The organism is Halobacteriovorax sp. RT-1-1 (assembly GCF_047085455.1).
Classification (GTDB): Bacteria; Bdellovibrionota; Bacteriovoracia; order Bacteriovoracales; family Bacteriovoracaceae; genus Halobacteriovorax_A.
In genome coordinates this window covers 605,942-623,234 of record NZ_JBKIXZ010000002.1, presented here as the reverse complement: position 1 = coordinate 623,234, position 17,293 = coordinate 605,942, and the positions used below count along the sequence as shown (strand labels likewise).

The window sequence follows — 17,293 nt, the reverse complement described above, 5'->3', positions numbered from 1 at the left end:
TACTGAAATTACATTTTAGTTTTTTGATTTTATAGACTTATTTTAGCAGTTGGCACTTTACAGCAAACTTAATTTTATCAAAACCTTCAGCACCAAACCACTCAACATATTGGCAATAGATTGATCTGTAGAGTTCCGTATCTTGATATTCTAGATACAGTTCTTCTCCAACTGGTGTGGAGAAGAACGGAACGAGAAAAATAAATGTTAGAATAACTGTAATTAGAATTCGAAACATCTATTGAACTTCCCAAATGGCCATTGCCCACTCAGGGTGATCAATGAAAGGATTACGATTCTTTTGATATTCGCATGCGATATCATTTCTTCTTCTTTCGTGCTCACTTACAGGATCTTGCTTGTGCCACTTCAAAAGAAGCTTAATAAACCAAGAGCTATAAGTTTGTTCACGAGAGCCATTTGTCATTGGATTATCTTTAAACCTAGGAATCTCAGCTTCATAACGAACAGCAAAGTAAAGCATTGCTCTAGCGATATCACCTTTAAATTCATCAATAGGTTCGAAAACTCTTCCACGATATCCACTTGTCGAGCTTGTACCAATCTTAGAACCATTTTTAGAAACCCATGAAGCTTTTCCAACTTCTCCAAATGGGTAAGAACCACGGTGGCCATTTACCTTTCCATCTGTTGGATAAACATGAAAGATATCTGTCTTCATTGGGCGTCTCTTGTTAAAAAGCCCTTGTGGAAATAGGTGTTCACGATTGTAGCAATCCCCTTCACCTTTATACTGGCCACAAGTACGACGGCCAGGTTGGTAGCGATATGGATCTTTTCCGTTTGGGTTCTCAGAATACATATCCATTATCGTGCGATCACCATCGTAAGTAGTATCGAGATCAGTGCTACGATACGCCTTAAGAAGGTCATCATACGAGATACCACGATGAGTTCTTCTTAAAAGAGAAGAAAGCTGTGACTTAAATACATATCCAGATGAAGCAGTTGAAAGTCCTGAGTAAAAAAATTCTTGATCACAAGATGAGCCTAAGGCCGCGCTTGAGATTAAAATAAGTAGTGTTGCGATGTGTGTGATTTTCATGCCAAGAGAGTATCTACTAAAATACATGAACACAATGAAAAATTTACTAAATCTTATAGGAGGTATTAGGGATTCTTATAAATAAATGGACTTTATAAGAAGGTGTACCTTCTAAGAAGCTGAAATTCTTCGCTTTCTTAAAAGGTACGACGAGTCATTCTTAAGATTAAGAAAGAACGCTTACTGAAACAGCACAAGGACCTTTTTGTCCTTCACCTACTTCAAATTCAACAGCGTCATTTTCACTTAGAGTGTTACCGTTTACTGCTGAAATGTGTACGAAAAGATCTTTGCTTCCATCGTCTGGAACGATAAATCCAAAACCTTTCTCATCATTAAAAAACTTAACTTTACCTGTTTTCATACTTACTCCTTATGTTTAAGCTTCTTTAGGTCTACGTTAGAACTATATATTTTTAATTCGCCAGAGCTTAAGCGCCCATTGGCATTCCATAATTTTTTATATTTTCTCTCTAGTAAGAAATCGATTCGATCGCCTCTCGTTACCAGAAAAAAGCTGTAATCATCAACACGGGCCACAAGCTCGTCTAAAATCTTAGAAATATCCTCAATTTCACTAAAGTCATAGATAAAATAGATCTGTGCTTTTGGCAAAATAAAGTCATCTTCTAAAACATCTTCTAAGAGAATCTCACAATTGAGCAATTCTAATCTCTCAAAGAGGCGATTTCCCTCACTCTCTCTTTGTTTAAGAATCTCATATCCAATGAAGCGGGCCTCAGGAAAGACAGAGTTCATCACAATGCCTACGCGTCCATAACCTGCACCAATATCCACCACTTTATTTACTTCAAAGTCTTTTAAAAGATAAAGGGCCTCAAAGATATCATTATACGGTGTTTGTAGAACTTGTGGATGCAGTCCAATCCAAGTCTGTGTCCCCTGAAAGTGCTGCTTTCCCTTTGTTCCATCATTTTGCTTATAATAAGCTTTGTATTTTTGTAGAAGTTTCCCCTCTATTCTTGGAATACGAAAACCAAGTGTTCGGTCTAAATCCTTTGCATGCTCCAGAGGATGATTATTGCTTCTCATAAATGTACGCGGATTTTTAATAAGATCTTTCAATGGTACTGAGTCTGCATTAAGCACTTCGTTCACTAAGGTATTCCCTGCAATTCTGTCGTTTCTAAATAATAAAAGATTAAAAATAGACAGAACCGAAATAAGGAAGTGAACTATAGGAAACCTAATTTGACACAAGATACTATGTCCAAAGCTCTAATACAAGCGAGATTCTTCTTACTGTATTTTATTCGCATGTTTTTTTAATTGTTTCGATCAAGCCAGGGTAATACTTTTTGATATTAGGGTTGAGAAATAGGTACTTCTTCACCCCTTCTGTTCTTTGGCAAATGATATGGGCCTCAATAAGAATCTTAATATGATGAGAAAAAGTGGCCTTATTTACGCAATAATCGAAGCCTCCACAAGTAATCTCCTTGTGACCATGCTCTTCTTCATATGCAATTAACTGCTTTATCACACTCATGCGAATGGGATCGCCTAGTGATTTAAAGATCTTATCTAATGGTATTTGTGTGCAATCATTCATAGTTAGATAAAATTCTAACAAAGGACTTGATTTTTATCAAGGGCAGGCCTATTGTTTGATAAACATCAAACTAAAGGAGTCTCAATTGAGTACGAATTTATTTACACCGATAAAGCTTGGAAGTGTTGAGCTAAAAAATAGAATTATTATGGCCCCTCTAACTCGTGCCAGAGCAGGAGCTGAACGAATTCCTAATGACCTCATGGTGAAATACTATGAACAACGAGCTGATGCAGGAATGATCCTTACAGAAGCAACGGCAATTACACCCTCTGCCGTTGGTTACGCAAATACACCAGGAATTTGGTCGAAGGATCAAATCGATGGCTGGCGTAAAGTAACAGATGCAGTTCACGCAAAAGGTTCAAAAATTTATATGCAACTTTGGCATGTGGGAAGGATCTCTCACTCAAGTTTTTTAAATGAGCAAAAGCCTGTTGCACCAAGTGCTATCCAGCCTGCGGGACATGTATCACTAGTACGACCAATTACTAACTACGAAGTACCTCGTGCACTTGAAACTGAAGAAGTGAAAGCAATTGTAAAAGACTATCGTCAAGCGGCCATCAATGCGATGGAAGCTGGCTTTGACGGAGTTGAAGTACACGCTGCCAATGGCTACCTAATTGACCAATTCTTACAAGACTCAACTAATAAGAGAGACGATATCTACGGAGGGACGATTGAAAACCGTACAAGATTCTTGCTTGAAATTACAGACCAACTCATTGAAGTATGGGGCGCTGATCGCGTCGGCGTTCATCTTGCTCCTCGCTGCGATAGCCACGACATGGGTGACTCTAATCCCCTGGAACTTTTTGGCCATGTGGTAGAAGAATTAAATAAGAGAAAGATTGCTTTCATATTTACTCGCGACCCACTAGATGAGCAAAGTCTCTTCCCAAAGTTAAAAGAAAAATTTGATGGTGTTCTAATTGCCAATCAAAAATTTACAAAGATAACAGCTGAAAAAGCATTGGAAGATAAAATTGCTGATGCCATCTCTTTTGGTGTTCCATTTATTGCAAACCCAGACTTAGTTGAAAGACTAAGAATTGATGCACCATTAAATGAGCCAATCTTTGATACATTCTATGGACCTGATCATGTTGGTTATACAGATTACCCGACATTGAAGGAGCTGTGATGACACCAAAACTATCGATACTAGACTTGGTCTTCGTTAATGAAGGCCAGGAAGTAAAAGATGCTTTTGATAATTCAGTTCGTAGCGCGCAAGCAGCAGAAGAATATGGCTACAATCGTATTTGGGTGGCCGAGCACCACAATATGCCTGCCATCGCAAGTGCAGCAACTTCAGTAGTTATTGGATTACTAGCAAGTCAAACAAAAACAATTCGTATTGGAGCTGGTGGAATAATGCTTCCAAATCACTCTCCTCTTGTTATTGCTGAGCAGTTTGGAACACTAGAAGCACTTTATCCTGGACGTATTGATTTAGGTCTTGGCCGCGCTCCAGGAACTGATCAAATGACCGTGCAGGCTTTAAGAACAACAGCTCAAAGTTCAAATAATTTCCCACAAGATATTGTTGAGCTTCAGCGTCTACTCTCAATGGAAAGTGCAAACGATCCAATAGTCGCCACTCCTGGGCTAGGATCACAAGTTCCCTTATGGATTCTAGGATCAAGTACTTTTGGAGCACAGCTTGCTGCACACCTTGGATTACCATATGCCTTTGCTTCGCACTTTGCCCCTGATGCAATTCAAGAAGCACTATCTCTTTATCATGCGGGCTTTGAACCATCGGCTCAACAAGACAAACCCTATGTTATGTTGGGTGTGAATATCATCATTGCAGATACTGATGAGGAAGCACAATTTCTCTCAACAAGCCAGAAACAATCATTTGCCAATCTTCGTCGTGGATTAAAGAAGAAATTCCAAGCTCCTATTGAAGATATGGATACCTATTGGGATATGCACGAGAAGATGATGGCCCAACATATGCTTCACTTCTCTTTTGTTGGTTCCAAAGAAACTGTTAAAAGAGGCCTTGATCAGTTTATCGAACGTTACCGTCCAGATGAGTTAATGGTTGTGACCTCAATTTTCGATAATGAGAAAAAGATAAAATCTCTAAAGCTTCTGTCTGAAATTTTTAAGCAGTAAGTTTTAGACCAATAATTGAAATAAGCAGTAGCGCTAGAAAAGCTGTACGTGCAAGAGTAATTGGCTCATTGAAGAGAACTATTCCTAAGATTGCAGCACCTAGCGCTCCTATTCCAACCCATACACCGTAGGCCGTTCCAATAGGAAGAGTTTGACTGGCCTTAGCAAGTAAGAACATGCTTGCAGCTAGAGTTACAAGAGTGAATATACTTGGAATCAGTTTCGTAAAGCCTTCAGTATATTTAAGTCCAATTGCCCAACATACTTCAAGAAGACCTGCAATAACAAGAATAACCCATGCAGTAGTTGTCGAGGCCATAAGAACTCCTATGAGAGTAGTTGAATAAACTCTGTTACAGATTCACTTCCAAGCTTATGAGCAAGATAGCCCAGTACAATAGCGGTAGCAAGTGACGAGATTCTTAAGTTCTTCTCTTTAGTTAAAATATGAGAGAACTTAGAAGAAAAAGTCACTAGAAAGTAAAACCATATAATTGAAAAAACACCGGCACCAAGTCCAAAAAGAAAACGATCTTGAACTAAATTAAAGCGTGTTGAGTATCCACCAATTAAGAAAAAGGCATCAATATAGACGTGAGGATTAAGCAGGGTAAAACTAAGCGTCGTTAAAATCACAAGACGACGCGAAAGCGCAAATTTCTTACTCTCTTCAACTTCCTTAACACCCTTCACAGAGTCAATAAATTTCATTACCGCATAGTAAAGCAGAAAAGAAGCTCCAAGAAGTCCGATACCGACTTTAAACTCAACAGTTTTTACAAGAACACCAGAAACACCGAGAACGGCCAATAGAATTAGCGCCATATCACACACTGAACAAATAGCTGCTGCTAGGTAGTGATTCTTTTTCTTAGTGCCAATATCAATAAGAAAAAGGTTCTGTGCACCCAGTGCTAGAATAAGACTTGCCTGCAATAAAAAACCTTGAGTAAAAAATTCCATAATACCTGCTCCTGAGGCGTAATTTAATGCAAATCATGATATAAGTTAAATTAATCTTTTTAATTATTAATTAGTAAAACTTATGAGAGTAAATAATGATTGATTACCATGCACTCAGGGCCTTACAGGCCGTCATTGAATATCAAAGCTTTGAGCTTGCTTCTAAAGCGATTGGAATTTCTCAGTCCGCAGTTACGCAACGTATACAAAACTTTGAATCTTTTTTAGGAACAAAATTATTAATTAGAAAGACGCCCTACCGTGCAACTGAAAAAGGAAAATCTTATTTAAACCTACTTCGGAAAGTAACTAGCTTAGAAAATGAAATTCTAGAAGATGATGATATCAAAAAAGCAAAGCCTACTTTAAAGATTGCCATGAACCGAGATAGCCTCGACTTGTTTTTTCTCGATGTCCTTACAGATACAAAAGTCTCACAAGTATTAACACTACAAATTATTGCTGATGACCAAGACAATACATTGAAGTATTTAAAGAGTGGTCAGGTTGATATGTGTATTAGCTCTGAAAAGAAGCCTCTTCCTAACCACACCTCGACTCATCTAGGAGATATGGTCTACTCGCTAGTTTGTTCTAAGAAGTTTTATAAGGAATATTTTAGCGAAGGAGTTACTAAGAAGACACTATCTGAAGCTCCACTCGTAGTTTTTGACAAGTATGATAAGGCCCAACACACTTATCTAAAAGAGAATTTCAAATTAGATAAGCTAACTAAGATAAACTTAATGCCATCTGTTCAAAGTTTTAAAAAAGCAATCCTAGGAGGATACGGCTATGGACTCCTTCCCTTCATTGATATGGAAAAAGAGATGAAGAAGAGAAAATTCGTTCAATTAAATCCATCTAAGAATTTTAGTGTTTCACTCTTTCTGCACCAATGGGAATATCAAAGAGAACACATTAAGCTCTTTAATGAGAAGCTAATCAAGGCCGCACAAAAATTATAGAAAATTAATTACAAGGCTCTCCGAAGATATCACCTGTACCAGGCGAGCCTCCTTGGTCACATGTTAAAACAAGAAAAGCATTTGAAGACGTCCACATATCAGTACTACTTGCTACACTTGTAAGATCCCATCCTGTTGCATCAACGGCCAAGACATCCGCATATCTAAACATCCAAGTCATCGATGTTACACTTGATGTATTAAGTCCTGCCATATTAATTGATGAAACTCCATTAGCGAAATAGAACATCCCGACAAAGCTAGTTGCACTTGAAGTATTAAAATGCGTTAGATCAATAACTGATAAAATAGTATCTCTAAACATATAAGCAAAATTTGTCACAGATGAAGTGTCAAATGTTGAAATATCAAGACTTGTTAAAGAGTCCATACCAGAAAACATATACGTCATTGTTGTAACGAGAGAAGTATCAAAACTTGTCAAATCAAGAGTTGCTAAAGAAGAGGTGCCATCAAACATCCTCTCCATTCTCGTCACACTATTAGTTTCGAAGCCTGTAAGATTTAAAGAAGTTAATGCAGTCATATTTGAAAAAGTAGCCGTCATATTCGTAACATTCGATGTATCGAGCATACTTAGGTCTAAAGTTGTAATAGTACTCATCCCACTAAACATTCGATCCATATTTTCAACAATGGCAGTATCAAAGTGGGCCACACTTAAACTTGGTAGAGAATTGAGATTGCTAAATAGATACTGCATATACCTAACCTTAGAAGTATTAAAGCTTGAAATATTTAGCGAAGTTAAACTAATGCCCGATGAAAACATATAAGACATATCAGTAACATTGGCAGTATTGAAACTTGAAAGATCTAATGTTGTTAGTGTATCAAGACCAGAGAACATACTCTTCATTGTCGTAACTTTTGTCGTGTCAAAATTAGAAACATTAAGACTAGATAAAAGAGTATTACTTGCAAACATTCTCTCCATCGTAGTGACATTTGCAGTATTAAATGAAGAGAGATTCATTGAAAGCATATTAGTGTTCCAGTAAAACATATCTCTCATATTAGTAACTTTACTCGTATCAAAACTTGATAAGTCTAATGTTGTGAGAGAATCCACATGGAAGAACATCCCCTCCATATTCGTTACATTTCCTGTATTAAAATTTGATAGGTTTAAAGTCGTTAAACTTTGAACATACTTAAACATCTCCTTCATATTCGTCACACTTGCAGTGTTAAAATTTGAGATATTAAGAGACGTAAGATTTCTCATGTCTTTAAACATCGCAGTCATATAAAGAGCACTAGAAGTATCAAAGTGAGACAGATCAAGAGAAGTCAGATTAGTAACTCCCTGAAACATACTAATGAAACTTAAAACATTACTTGTATCGAAATTAGAAATATTTAAACTAGTCAGACTCCCCATATTAGAAAAAACCTGTGTCATCGAATCAACATTTGAAGTATTAAATCCAGATAAATCAAGTGTTGTCAAAGCTGTCGCCCCATTAAACATATAGGACATTGTTACAACACTACTTGTATCAAGCCCGGTCATATCAACTGAAGTTAAAGACGTATTATTCATAAAAGTATATTCAAGCGACGTAATTCCAGTTGACGCCGTACCTGCAACAAAAGTCGTAAGTTGATTACAATTGTAAAATGCTCGAGATAAACTTACCCAACCAACTTCTCCAAGAGATTCGACTGAAATTAATTGATGTTGATTAGTATAAGCACCATTGAGAAAATCCATTCCCTCAAATGTACCAACAATCTTCACTTGATAGTCACCAGCACTTGCATAAGTATGGGCCTTATTTGCATCAGCATCTGATGTAATTGTCTGAACAGGTGTTCCGTCACCCCAATCAACTGTAAAATTATAATTATAAGTTGCTACAAGTGGTAAAGTGACAACTTCATTCACTGCTGTCGTTCTCCAAGTCGTCTTAAATGGATTGATTTGTTTACCAGATAGTGAAACAGCAGGTGTTGTATATGTTCCATCTGAAACAGTTAAACTACCTGTGTATGTTGTTGCGGCCGTCTCAACACCACGAACACTGATTGTACAACTTGCTCCTGCTCCTAAAGAGATTCCCGTACAATTATCGACAACGACTTCAAAATTACTTGTATCTCCAGTAATAACTGGAGATTGAATTGTACCTGTTGAAATCGTTCCATTATTCGTCACAGTTAAAATAGACTCATCTCCAATTTCTCCGGGTTCAATATCAAGACTACTTAAAACCTCTGGAGAAATGTCAAATTGCTCAACCGTTTGATAATTAAATATTTCGTAAACGGTCGAGTTTCCATCTGTAAGAGCAAGTGTAACAACGCTCGTATCTTTTACACCAGCATTTGGAGTTAGTGTAACTGTACAGTTAGGGGCCGTTCCACCAATAACAATATTTGCATTACTAAGTAGAGCAGTATTACTAGAACTTCCAGTTACTGAACCAGAACAAGTTATCGTCGAATCAGCATCACCAATAGTAAATGGAATCGGATTTGTTGCTGTACTAATTAACGAATTTTGATCGGCAACTGAAGAAATAACAGGAGGGATATCACATGGATGTCCTGCAGTAAGTCGAATATTATCTAAGGCCATATCTGAGGTATAGGTACTACCTGTCACTCCTCTAAAGCGAACCATTGTAGTTGTTGAACCTGGGAAAGATTCACATAAATTAATACTTTCAGAGAACCATGAATTTCCTTGATCTCCAGATTGGCCCCAAAGAATGCTTGGCTCCCATGTACTTCCACCATCAAGAGAATACTCTAAATTTAACTCTCCCATCGCGGCACCATACATATGCCAATCAAATTCAAGCACATACTTATCAGTAACCGTATTGAAAACCGGACTTTCTATGACATGAGTATTATTATAATTACTCGATGATTCAATGAAAGCATAATAAGTACCATCAGTTGGAGAACTAGGACCAGTTCCAGAGCTTGGAGTAGTATCAGGATCGACAGACCAATTTCCATCATCAGTTACAGACTGAGTCCACGTCGTAACCCCTGTCGAAGCAAATGTTTCATTATAAGAAGGCCCAGGAAGGTCGGCCACAACGATTGCAAATATTTCGTTATCCGTCAGACTTCCATCAGAAGCGATAATTCTAAATTCGTATTCACCATCTTGAGTTAAATCAGGTGTCCAGTCCATAACACCTGTCGAGGTGTTAAAGCTGACTCCTGTTAAGCTCGTACAGCTTGAGCCTGAAACACTACCATCAATATTGATATCGTATGTACATGAATAAGTTAGCGCCTGACCATCGAGATCAAGATCGTCTCCCCCATCTGATGCATTAACAGTTGTAATAGGAGTATTTTCAATTGCACTATTTTGATCAGCGATTGCATCAAGAACAGGAGGAGCATTTACATTATTAACTGTTACACTAAAGATTTCATCATCACTTAAGCTTCCATCACTAGCGACAATTTTAAATTCATAATTACCAGATTGAGTATAATCAGGTGTCCAATCCATTACCCCGGTCGTCGCAGAGAATGAAACCCCTGACAACGATGTACAAGAAGTAGCACTTACAACAGCACCATCAACAACTGTGTCATATGTACATGAATATGAAATAGAATCTAAATCAGCATCTAAATCATCTCCCCCGTCAGCAGCATTTACACTCGACATCGCAGAGTTTTCAGAAGCAACGATATCTGCGATAGAATCAAGCACAGGAGCACGATTTGTATTTGTAACCGTGACACTAAAAATCTCAGAGTCACTTAAACTTCCATCTGATCCAGTAATTTGAAACTCATATGAACCAGACTGATCATAATTAGGAGTCCAATTTAAAACTCCTGTCGTACCATTAAAGCTAGCTCCAGTAAGAGACGCACAATTTGCACCACTGACGCTACCATTTACGACAGTGTCATAAATACATGTGTAAGAGATCGTATCAGAGTCATTATCTAAGTCGTCTCCACCATCACCGGCATTAATTGGAGTCATCACAGAGTTTTCCGCGATAGATTGATTTGAAATACTATCTAGGACAGGTGGCTGATTGACGTTATTAACAGTAACGACAAATATTTCATTATCACTTAAGCTTCCATCACTACCATTAACTTGAAACTCATAGCTTCCGGCTTGACTATAGTTTGGCGTCCAATCAAGCTCCCCTGTTGAGGTATTAAATGTAACACCTGTTAGAGTCGAACAATTGGCACCTGCGACACTTCCATCAACAGTAGTATCGAAAGTACATGAATAAGTAATTGTATCTAAATCAATATCTAAATCATCAGCACCGTCAGCTGCATTAATCGTAGTTAAAGCTGAATTCTCATTTACTGATGCATCGGAAATACTATCTAATACAGGGGCACGATTGGCATTGTTTACAGTGATTGAAAATATCTCATCATCACTTAAGCTTCCATCACTCCCAACAATCTTAAACTCATAAGTTCCTGACTGAGAGAAATCAGGTGTCCAATTGAGAACCCCAGTTGAGGCAACAAAAGACACCCCTGTAAGTAAAGAACAATCAGTTCCACTTGATACAGATCCATTAATAGCAGTATCGTACTCACAGCTATAAGAAATAGTATCTAAATCAACATCTAAATCGTCCCCACCATCGGCAGCATTAACAGTAGTTATCGAAGAGTTTTCTGCAACTGTTTGATCACCAATTGAATCTAAGACTGGTGCACGATTAGTATTCGTTACATTGATAACAAATATTTCATCATCATCTAACGTACCATCACTACCTATAATTCTAAATTCATAATTTCCAGATTGGTCATAATCAGGAGTCCAGTCTAGCTCCCCTGTTGCCACATTAAAACTAACACCTGATAATGAAGTACAGTTAGAGCCTATTGATACCGTACCATCAATAATAGTGTCATATAGACATGAGTATGAGATGGCCTCAAAGTCACCATCTAAATCATCACCGGAGTCGTTTGCATTAACAGTTGTTATTGCACTATTTTCAGCAACACTAAAGTCTGAAATATTATCAAGAACCGGTGGTTGATTAACATTATTAACAGTGATAACAAAGACCTCATCATCACTTAAACTTGTGTCGCTACCATTGATTCTGAACTCGTACAATCCACTTTGTGTAAAATCAGGAGTCCAATTGAGTTCTCCTGTTGTAGAATTAAAACTTACCCCGGAAAGTCCTAGACAACTTGTTACACCGACGCTGCCATCAACTGTTGTATCATAAAAGCAAGTGTATGAAATTGTATCTAAATCAATATCACTATCATCGCCTCCATCACCTGCATCAACTGTAGTTATTGCAGAGTTTTCAGAGACACTAAAATCGGCAATAGCATCAAGCACAGGAGCACGATTAGTATTTGTAACAGTAACCACAAAGATTTCATCATCACTTAAGCTGCCATCACCTCCCGTGATCCTAAACTCGTAACTCCCCTCTTGGTCAAAATTAGGAGTCCAATCTAACTCACCAGTAACAGAATTAAACGATACTCCTGTTAATGTTGAACAGTCAGCTCCTATAACACTTCCATCAATTGTCGTATCAAATGAACACGAATAAGAAATCGTATTTAAGTCAAAATCGAGATCGTCCCCACCATCTCCCGCATCAACAGTTGTGATAGCATTATTTTCACTTACGATAATGTCTGAAATAGCATCTAATACAGGAGCAACATTTACATCATTTACAACAATCGAAAAGATTTCATCATCACTAAGGCCACCATCTGTTCCCGTAATCTTAAATTCATAATCACCTGATTGAGAGTAACTTGGTGTCCAGTTAAACTCTCCAGAGTTAATATCAAACGAAATCCCTGTTAATGTTGAACAGTCAGCTCCAGTAACACTTTCATCAATTGTAGTATCAAATGAACAAGAATAAGTAATTGTTTCGAGATCAATATCAAAATCATCACCACCATCACCAGCATTAACTGTTGCGATGGCACTATTTTCAGCAACTATGATATTTGAGATAGTATCCAGTACTGGTGCACGATTCACATTGTTAACAGTGACTGTAAATATCTCTTCATCACTAAGACTTCCATCACTCGCAATGATCTTAAATTCATAACCACCGGCCTGGATAAAACTAGGCGTCCAGTTAATAATTCCAGTCGTTGGATCGAGATTAAACCCAGAAAGTGTTGAACAACTTGTCCCTGAAACACTTCCATCGACAACAGTATCAAATTCACACGAATAAGTGATGGCCTCAAGATCAATATCAAGATCATCCCCACCATCAGCTACGTCAATCGTTGTCATTGCCGAATTTTCATTTACAGTTAGGTTTGCAATACTATCAATGACAGGTGCACGATTATTATTGGCAACATTTATAACGAAAATCTCATCATCTACAAGGTTTCCATCTGAGGCGACAACCATAAACTCGTAACTTCCACTTTGAAAGTAATTTGGCGTCCAATCGAAAACACCAGAAGAAGGATTTAATGAAACTCCGGCTATCGTAGTACAATCAATTCCCGAATTCACATTTCCGTCAGCAATCATGTCATAAGTACATGTATAAGTAAGAGGCTCACCTCCACTATCAAAATCGTCTCCACCATCACCGGCATCAATAGTTGCAATTGGACTTCCTTCCGCAATTGGCCCTTGATCAGCAATAACATCAACAACAGGAGGAACAAAGCCTGAAAGCGTACCACTTACTGTGGCAATATCAGAACTCTCCTTAGAGTCACTTGTATACATTGAAACACTATAACTTCCATTATTTGAGGCAACAGGCCTTATATCGAAAGTACATGTATCATTAGGAGCTAAGACAACTCCCTCACAATTATCATTGATAACTTCAATATGCTCAGCATCCGCACCAACGATAACTGGTGCCATCAGCGCAGCACTCTTAACAGTTCCTGAATTTTTTAACGTTAGCGTTTCACTAGGACCAGGAGAAGCTCCTCCTGAAATATTTAAGTTACTAATAGAGTTCGTTGAAAGAGTTAGATTCACTCTTCCGATAAAAGTATTTGAGCTTCCAGAAGAATTACTTGAACTTTCTTCACGACTGTCTGCTTCAGAATCTTCAGAAGGATTGAAGACACTTGTCACTTTAATCCCAAGTTCTTTCTCTTCTTTATTTTTATTACTTGGAGCAAAACTTGGCGAATCAAAATCTTGCGGCGGAGTTTCAAAAAAACGTTCATCCGATGAAGAGACTTTTTTTACAGGATCACTACTTAATGCAGAACTATAGCCGCCCTGCTTTTGTCCAATCGAATAGTATCCGACATTTTCCTCTTCGTTATACTGCTCGGCCACTAATGTACTGGCCACATTACGATCTTGCTCTTTCTTGAATTCATCCTGTGAAGATTGAGAGATATCCTTGAATGGATAGCTTTGATTTTTTTGCTCGTTCTTTAAGGAAAGCTTTGAGTTATTTGTTACTTCTTGATTAACTTCTTCTTTAGATTTTACAGATTGATTTTCGTTGAATGAAAATGAGAAATAATAAACTAAGAAAATAGCCGATGCGATAAATGAGAATTTGAATAATCTTGAATTATTCCTCAATTTAAAGATCCCCCACCTACTGCACTAAATTTTCTATGCTAAAGAAAATTTAATGTGCACTACAAAAATAATAACTTAAGGCTAAAAATCAAACTAATTTTGTAGCTAAGTAATTAAAATCATTCGCTCTCTTAAAAAAAAGCGCGCCTAAAATTTAGGCCAAGTGCAATGATGAAAACCCCTAAATTAATCAACATCTACCAACTCACCCTAAGGCAAATTAATTAAATAACTTATCGGTAGTATTTATTGAATTATGAACAAATTCTCTTTGCTTTGATAAATTTTTTAAAATGAGCCTAACTATCTGAAACTAAAGAAGACACTCATCAAGCAGGGCACGTACATCAAATTGAGCACCTAGTTTGTGAAGAACAAAGAAAACACCACCTATCTTTCGATCTAGAAAAACGGTATGTCTTGAAGGATTTCCTACGGCGACCTCCTTCATTAGCTGAGGGGCCATTTCCATAACCTTATCTGCAACGTTGGAGCGACCCCAATCATAGACTCCACCCTGAAAAGGTGCAGCTATAATTTTGGCATACTCCCAGAAGAAGTCTTCATTTGTTTTTTTATTCTTAGATAGGTATTCCATCTCATAGAGGTTTGAGAAGAATAACTCGCGATCAAGATTAGCGCAGGCGATGATTAGAGTTTGATAGCCCTTCAAGAAATTGTCTGGTGGAGTTTTTGAAGCACCAAAATCAATTAAACCCCAGCGGTTATTTGGTAATAAAATATAATTACCCATATGAACATCTGTCTGAACTTTTTTAAACTGGAAAAGCTCTAAGAACATTAGTCTCATGAAGTCTCTACCAAGCTCGTTTCGATCTTCTTGAGATAGATTTAATTGGTCAAGATCTCTTAGGCTATGGCCATCAAGATATTCCATCGTTAAAACCTGCTCATTACTAAAATCCTCTAAGACTTCAGGTATTTTGTATTGCGGGTATTCACTTAATAATTTTCGAAACTCATTTATAGACTTAGCCTCTGCTTGATAATCAGTTTCAAGAAAGAGCATCTCTTCAATTTCACTATAGATTTCTTTTAAGTCTACTTCTTTTGGTATGACATTGAGTAACTTCATTAAGATTTTTAGGGCCTTCACATCATTCTTGATTGCCTTTCTGACACCCTTGTACTGAATCTTCATGGCGTAATCAACACCGTTATAGTGAGCAAGATGAACTTGGCCAAGACTTGCAGCCGCGATTGGTTTCTCTTCTATCTCAAGTTGTTCTAAAAAACTTTTAGGAACTTGATCTTTAATTTGTTCCCACTCTAGATAGTAAGACTGACTCTCTAACTGCTTTAATACTTTTTGCGCTTCAGGCGGCAGGAACGCACTTGCATAAGTCGATAGTAATTGACCAGCTTTCATGAGAGAGCCCTTCATCACACCGAGCTCATTTACAATGAGTTCCACGTGAGGACCAATACCACCACTCAATTTATTTTTTAAATCTTCATTACGTTTAGACCAAACGTCTTTTCCCATTTTTAAAGCGAGTTTTGCAACCCCTACTTGTCTTGAGATGAACTTATTTTTTATTTTATTTATTTTCTTCATTAGCATTCTTATTCTAACATTAACTAAAGGAGAATGGATGTATTTTCGACTCAATAACTGTAAGCATGCCCTAATAATTGGTGCCGGTCATGGAATTGGACTTGGGATAGTGCAAAATTTATTAGAGAATTACTCAGGTATGCACGTCACAGCAACCTATCGAAAAAGAGAAAGTGCCTTAGATTTATTAAGCCTAGAAAAGTTATTTCCTAATAACTTACATGTATACCAGATAGATCCTACTAAAGAAGAGCAGATAAAAAACATGGCCCTAGAACTTGTTGATAGCTCTTTTGAGCTGATAATTAATAGCGTCGGAATGCTCCATGACAAAGAACTCAATCCAGAAAAATCTCTTAAAGAATTTGATCCTGAGAATTTTATTAGAATTATACAAGTGAACGCAATGGTTACACCACTCATTGGAAAGTATTTTGAAAAGAATCTAAGTAATACTCCTAGCCTGTTTGCAAGCATTTCAGCAAAAGTGGGAAGTATCGAAGATAATAAGATTGGTGGTTGGTACAGCTACCGAACTTCAAAAGCGGCACTGAATATGCTTATAAAAAATATCTCTATCGAATTCGAAAGAAAGAGAAAAAAATGTGTAGTTCTTGCTATTCATCCAGGAACGACTAAAACAAAGTTATCCGAACCATTTATAGGTAGAACTTCCTACATAATTCACGAGACACACGAAACAGCTTCTAATATACTTAATACCATTAATAATAGAGAACTTAGTGAAACTGGAAAGTTTCTATCTTGGGACGGCGGAGAAATTCGATGGTAACGACAACAATTAATGATACTGATTTTAAAAACTTTGATGAGAGAAAGAGAATAAAATTCATAAATGCTTTATCAGGATTTAAGTCAGCAAATCTTGTCGGTACAATCAATAATGAAGGACAAACTAATCTTTCAATTATCAGTTCTGTCGTTCATCTAGGTGCGTCTCCAGCTCTTATTGGCCTCGTGATTAGACCTGATACGGCCAGAAGAGATACACTAGAAAATATTCGTAAAAATGGCTTTTTTACGATTAACCATGTTAATGAAACAATTGTAGAAAAGGCCCATCAAACAAGTGCACGCTATCCTCAAGATCAAAGTGAATTTGATGCCTGTGGCCTAACTGAAGAGTACAAAGATAAATTTCTTGCACCATTTGTTTTAGAAGCAAAAATTAAAATGGCGATAAAATTTGTGCGTGAAATTAAAATCGAGGAAAATGGTACACATTTTTTAATTGGTGAAATTAAAAGTGTTCACTTACCACAAGATTGCCTTGAGGAAGATGGCCATATCGATATTCATAAAGCCTCTACAATCTGTGTGTCAGGTCTAGATGCTTACTTTACGACGAGTGCTCTAGGTCGCCTCAGCTATGCAAAGGCCGATCGCCCACCAAGTTGGCTTTAGAGAAAAATACAAAAAT

Annotated in this window: 14 protein-coding genes; 5 read left to right on the top strand and 9 right to left on the bottom strand. The window is 37.4% G+C overall.

Annotated features, from left to right (window positions below; genetic code table 11):
* Positions 1-37: 37 nt before the first annotated feature.
* From ACMAWV_RS13375 to ACMAWV_RS13355, 5 genes are all read right to left on the bottom strand, one after another.
* Positions 38-238, bottom strand: coding sequence for a hypothetical protein (locus ACMAWV_RS13375; protein ID WP_103218256.1), 201 nt, complete (start codon positions 236-238; stop codon positions 38-40).
* Positions 239-1,066 carry an endonuclease gene (locus ACMAWV_RS13370; protein ID WP_412470209.1) on the bottom strand — a complete coding sequence of 276 codons (828 nt, stop codon included), beginning with the start codon at positions 1,064-1,066 and terminating at the stop codon, positions 239-241.
* Positions 1,067-1,232: 166 nt separating this feature from the next.
* Positions 1,233-1,430: a cold-shock protein gene (locus ACMAWV_RS13365; RefSeq protein ID WP_103218258.1), complete on the bottom strand. Its 198-nt coding sequence runs from the start codon at positions 1,428-1,430 to the stop codon at positions 1,233-1,235.
* A 2-nt stretch (positions 1,431-1,432) separates the two neighbouring features.
* Positions 1,433-2,185, bottom strand: coding sequence for a class I SAM-dependent methyltransferase (locus tag ACMAWV_RS13360; protein WP_103218259.1), 753 nt, complete (start codon positions 2,183-2,185; stop codon positions 1,433-1,435).
* Positions 2,186-2,336: 151 nt separating this feature from the next.
* On the bottom strand, positions 2,337-2,639 hold the full coding sequence (locus tag ACMAWV_RS13355) for an ArsR/SmtB family transcription factor (RefSeq protein ID WP_103218260.1): 303 nt from the start codon (positions 2,637-2,639) through the stop codon (positions 2,337-2,339).
* A gap of 85 nt (positions 2,640-2,724) precedes the next feature.
* On the opposite strand from ACMAWV_RS13355, the gene ACMAWV_RS13350 reads away from it, so the two are divergent.
* Together ACMAWV_RS13350 and ACMAWV_RS13345 are read left to right on the top strand one after the other, a co-directional pair.
* Entirely contained in the window at positions 2,725-3,786 is a 1,062-nt protein-coding gene (locus ACMAWV_RS13350) for an alkene reductase (RefSeq protein ID WP_412463265.1), read from the top strand.
* Positions 3,786-4,772, top strand: coding sequence for an LLM class flavin-dependent oxidoreductase (locus ACMAWV_RS13345; RefSeq protein WP_392992802.1), 987 nt, complete (start codon positions 3,786-3,788; stop codon positions 4,770-4,772). The genes ACMAWV_RS13350 and ACMAWV_RS13345 overlap by 1 nt, the downstream gene beginning before the upstream one ends.
* Here ACMAWV_RS13345 and sugE read toward each other — a convergent pair.
* Together sugE and ACMAWV_RS13335 are read right to left on the bottom strand one after the other, a co-directional pair.
* Entirely contained in the window at positions 4,762-5,091 is a 330-nt protein-coding gene (gene sugE / locus ACMAWV_RS13340) for a quaternary ammonium compound efflux SMR transporter SugE (protein WP_103218263.1), read from the bottom strand. The two genes, ACMAWV_RS13345 and sugE, sit on opposite strands and share 11 nt — an antisense overlap.
* A gap of 8 nt (positions 5,092-5,099) precedes the next feature.
* Positions 5,100-5,735: a LysE/ArgO family amino acid transporter gene (locus ACMAWV_RS13335; protein ID WP_103218264.1), complete on the bottom strand. Its 636-nt coding sequence runs from the start codon at positions 5,733-5,735 to the stop codon at positions 5,100-5,102.
* Positions 5,736-5,830: 95 nt separating this feature from the next.
* Here ACMAWV_RS13335 and ACMAWV_RS13330 point away from each other — a divergent pair, with 95 nt between their 5' ends.
* Positions 5,831-6,703: an ArgP/LysG family DNA-binding transcriptional regulator gene (locus tag ACMAWV_RS13330; protein ID WP_412470210.1), complete on the top strand. Its 873-nt coding sequence runs from the start codon at positions 5,831-5,833 to the stop codon at positions 6,701-6,703.
* A gap of 4 nt (positions 6,704-6,707) precedes the next feature.
* On the opposite strand, the gene ACMAWV_RS13325 is transcribed toward ACMAWV_RS13330, so the two are convergent.
* Positions 6,708-14,273, bottom strand: coding sequence for a BspA family leucine-rich repeat surface protein (locus ACMAWV_RS13325; RefSeq protein ID WP_412470211.1), 7,566 nt, complete (start codon positions 14,271-14,273; stop codon positions 6,708-6,710).
* 313 nt (positions 14,274-14,586) lie between these two features.
* Complete coding sequence (locus ACMAWV_RS13320; RefSeq protein ID WP_158246890.1) at positions 14,587-15,852, bottom strand: ABC1 kinase family protein; 1,266 nt, start codon at positions 15,850-15,852, stop codon at positions 14,587-14,589.
* 37 nt (positions 15,853-15,889) lie between these two features.
* On the opposite strand from ACMAWV_RS13320, the gene ACMAWV_RS13315 reads away from it, so the two are divergent.
* Positions 15,890-16,645, top strand: a complete 756-nt coding sequence (locus tag ACMAWV_RS13315; protein WP_412470212.1) for an SDR family NAD(P)-dependent oxidoreductase — start codon at positions 15,890-15,892, stop codon at positions 16,643-16,645.
* Positions 16,639-17,277: a flavin reductase family protein gene (locus tag ACMAWV_RS13310; protein WP_412470213.1), complete on the top strand. Its 639-nt coding sequence runs from the start codon at positions 16,639-16,641 to the stop codon at positions 17,275-17,277. Before ACMAWV_RS13315 ends, ACMAWV_RS13310 begins: the two co-directional genes overlap by 7 nt.
* The last annotated feature ends 16 nt before the right edge of the window (positions 17,278-17,293 follow it).

Bases quoted from the DNA above. Each gene is read 5' to 3' on its own strand.
- ACMAWV_RS13375 (WP_103218256.1), bottom strand. From the start codon at position 238: ATGTTTCGAATTCTAATTACAGTTATTCTAACATTTATTTTTCTCGTT.
- ACMAWV_RS13370 (WP_412470209.1), bottom strand. From the start codon at position 1,066: ATGAAAATCACACACATCGCAACACTACTTATTTTAATCTCAAGCGCG.
- ACMAWV_RS13365 (WP_103218258.1), bottom strand. From the start codon at position 1,430: ATGAAAACAGGTAAAGTTAAGTTTTTTAATGATGAGAAAGGTTTTGGA.
- ACMAWV_RS13355 (WP_103218260.1), bottom strand. From the start codon at position 2,639: ATGAATGATTGCACACAAATACCATTAGATAAGATCTTTAAATCACTA.
- ACMAWV_RS13345 (WP_392992802.1), top strand. From the start codon at position 3,786: ATGACACCAAAACTATCGATACTAGACTTGGTCTTCGTTAATGAAGGC.
- sugE (WP_103218263.1), bottom strand. From the start codon at position 5,091: ATGGCCTCGACAACTACTGCATGGGTTATTCTTGTTATTGCAGGTCTT.
- ACMAWV_RS13335 (WP_103218264.1), bottom strand. From the start codon at position 5,735: ATGGAATTTTTTACTCAAGGTTTTTTATTGCAGGCAAGTCTTATTCTA.
- ACMAWV_RS13330 (WP_412470210.1), top strand. From the start codon at position 5,831: ATGATTGATTACCATGCACTCAGGGCCTTACAGGCCGTCATTGAATAT.
- ACMAWV_RS13320 (WP_158246890.1), bottom strand. From the start codon at position 15,852: ATGAAGAAAATAAATAAAATAAAAAATAAGTTCATCTCAAGACAAGTA.
- ACMAWV_RS13315 (WP_412470212.1), top strand. From the start codon at position 15,890: ATGTATTTTCGACTCAATAACTGTAAGCATGCCCTAATAATTGGTGCC.
- ACMAWV_RS13310 (WP_412470213.1), top strand. From the start codon at position 16,639: ATGGTAACGACAACAATTAATGATACTGATTTTAAAAACTTTGATGAG.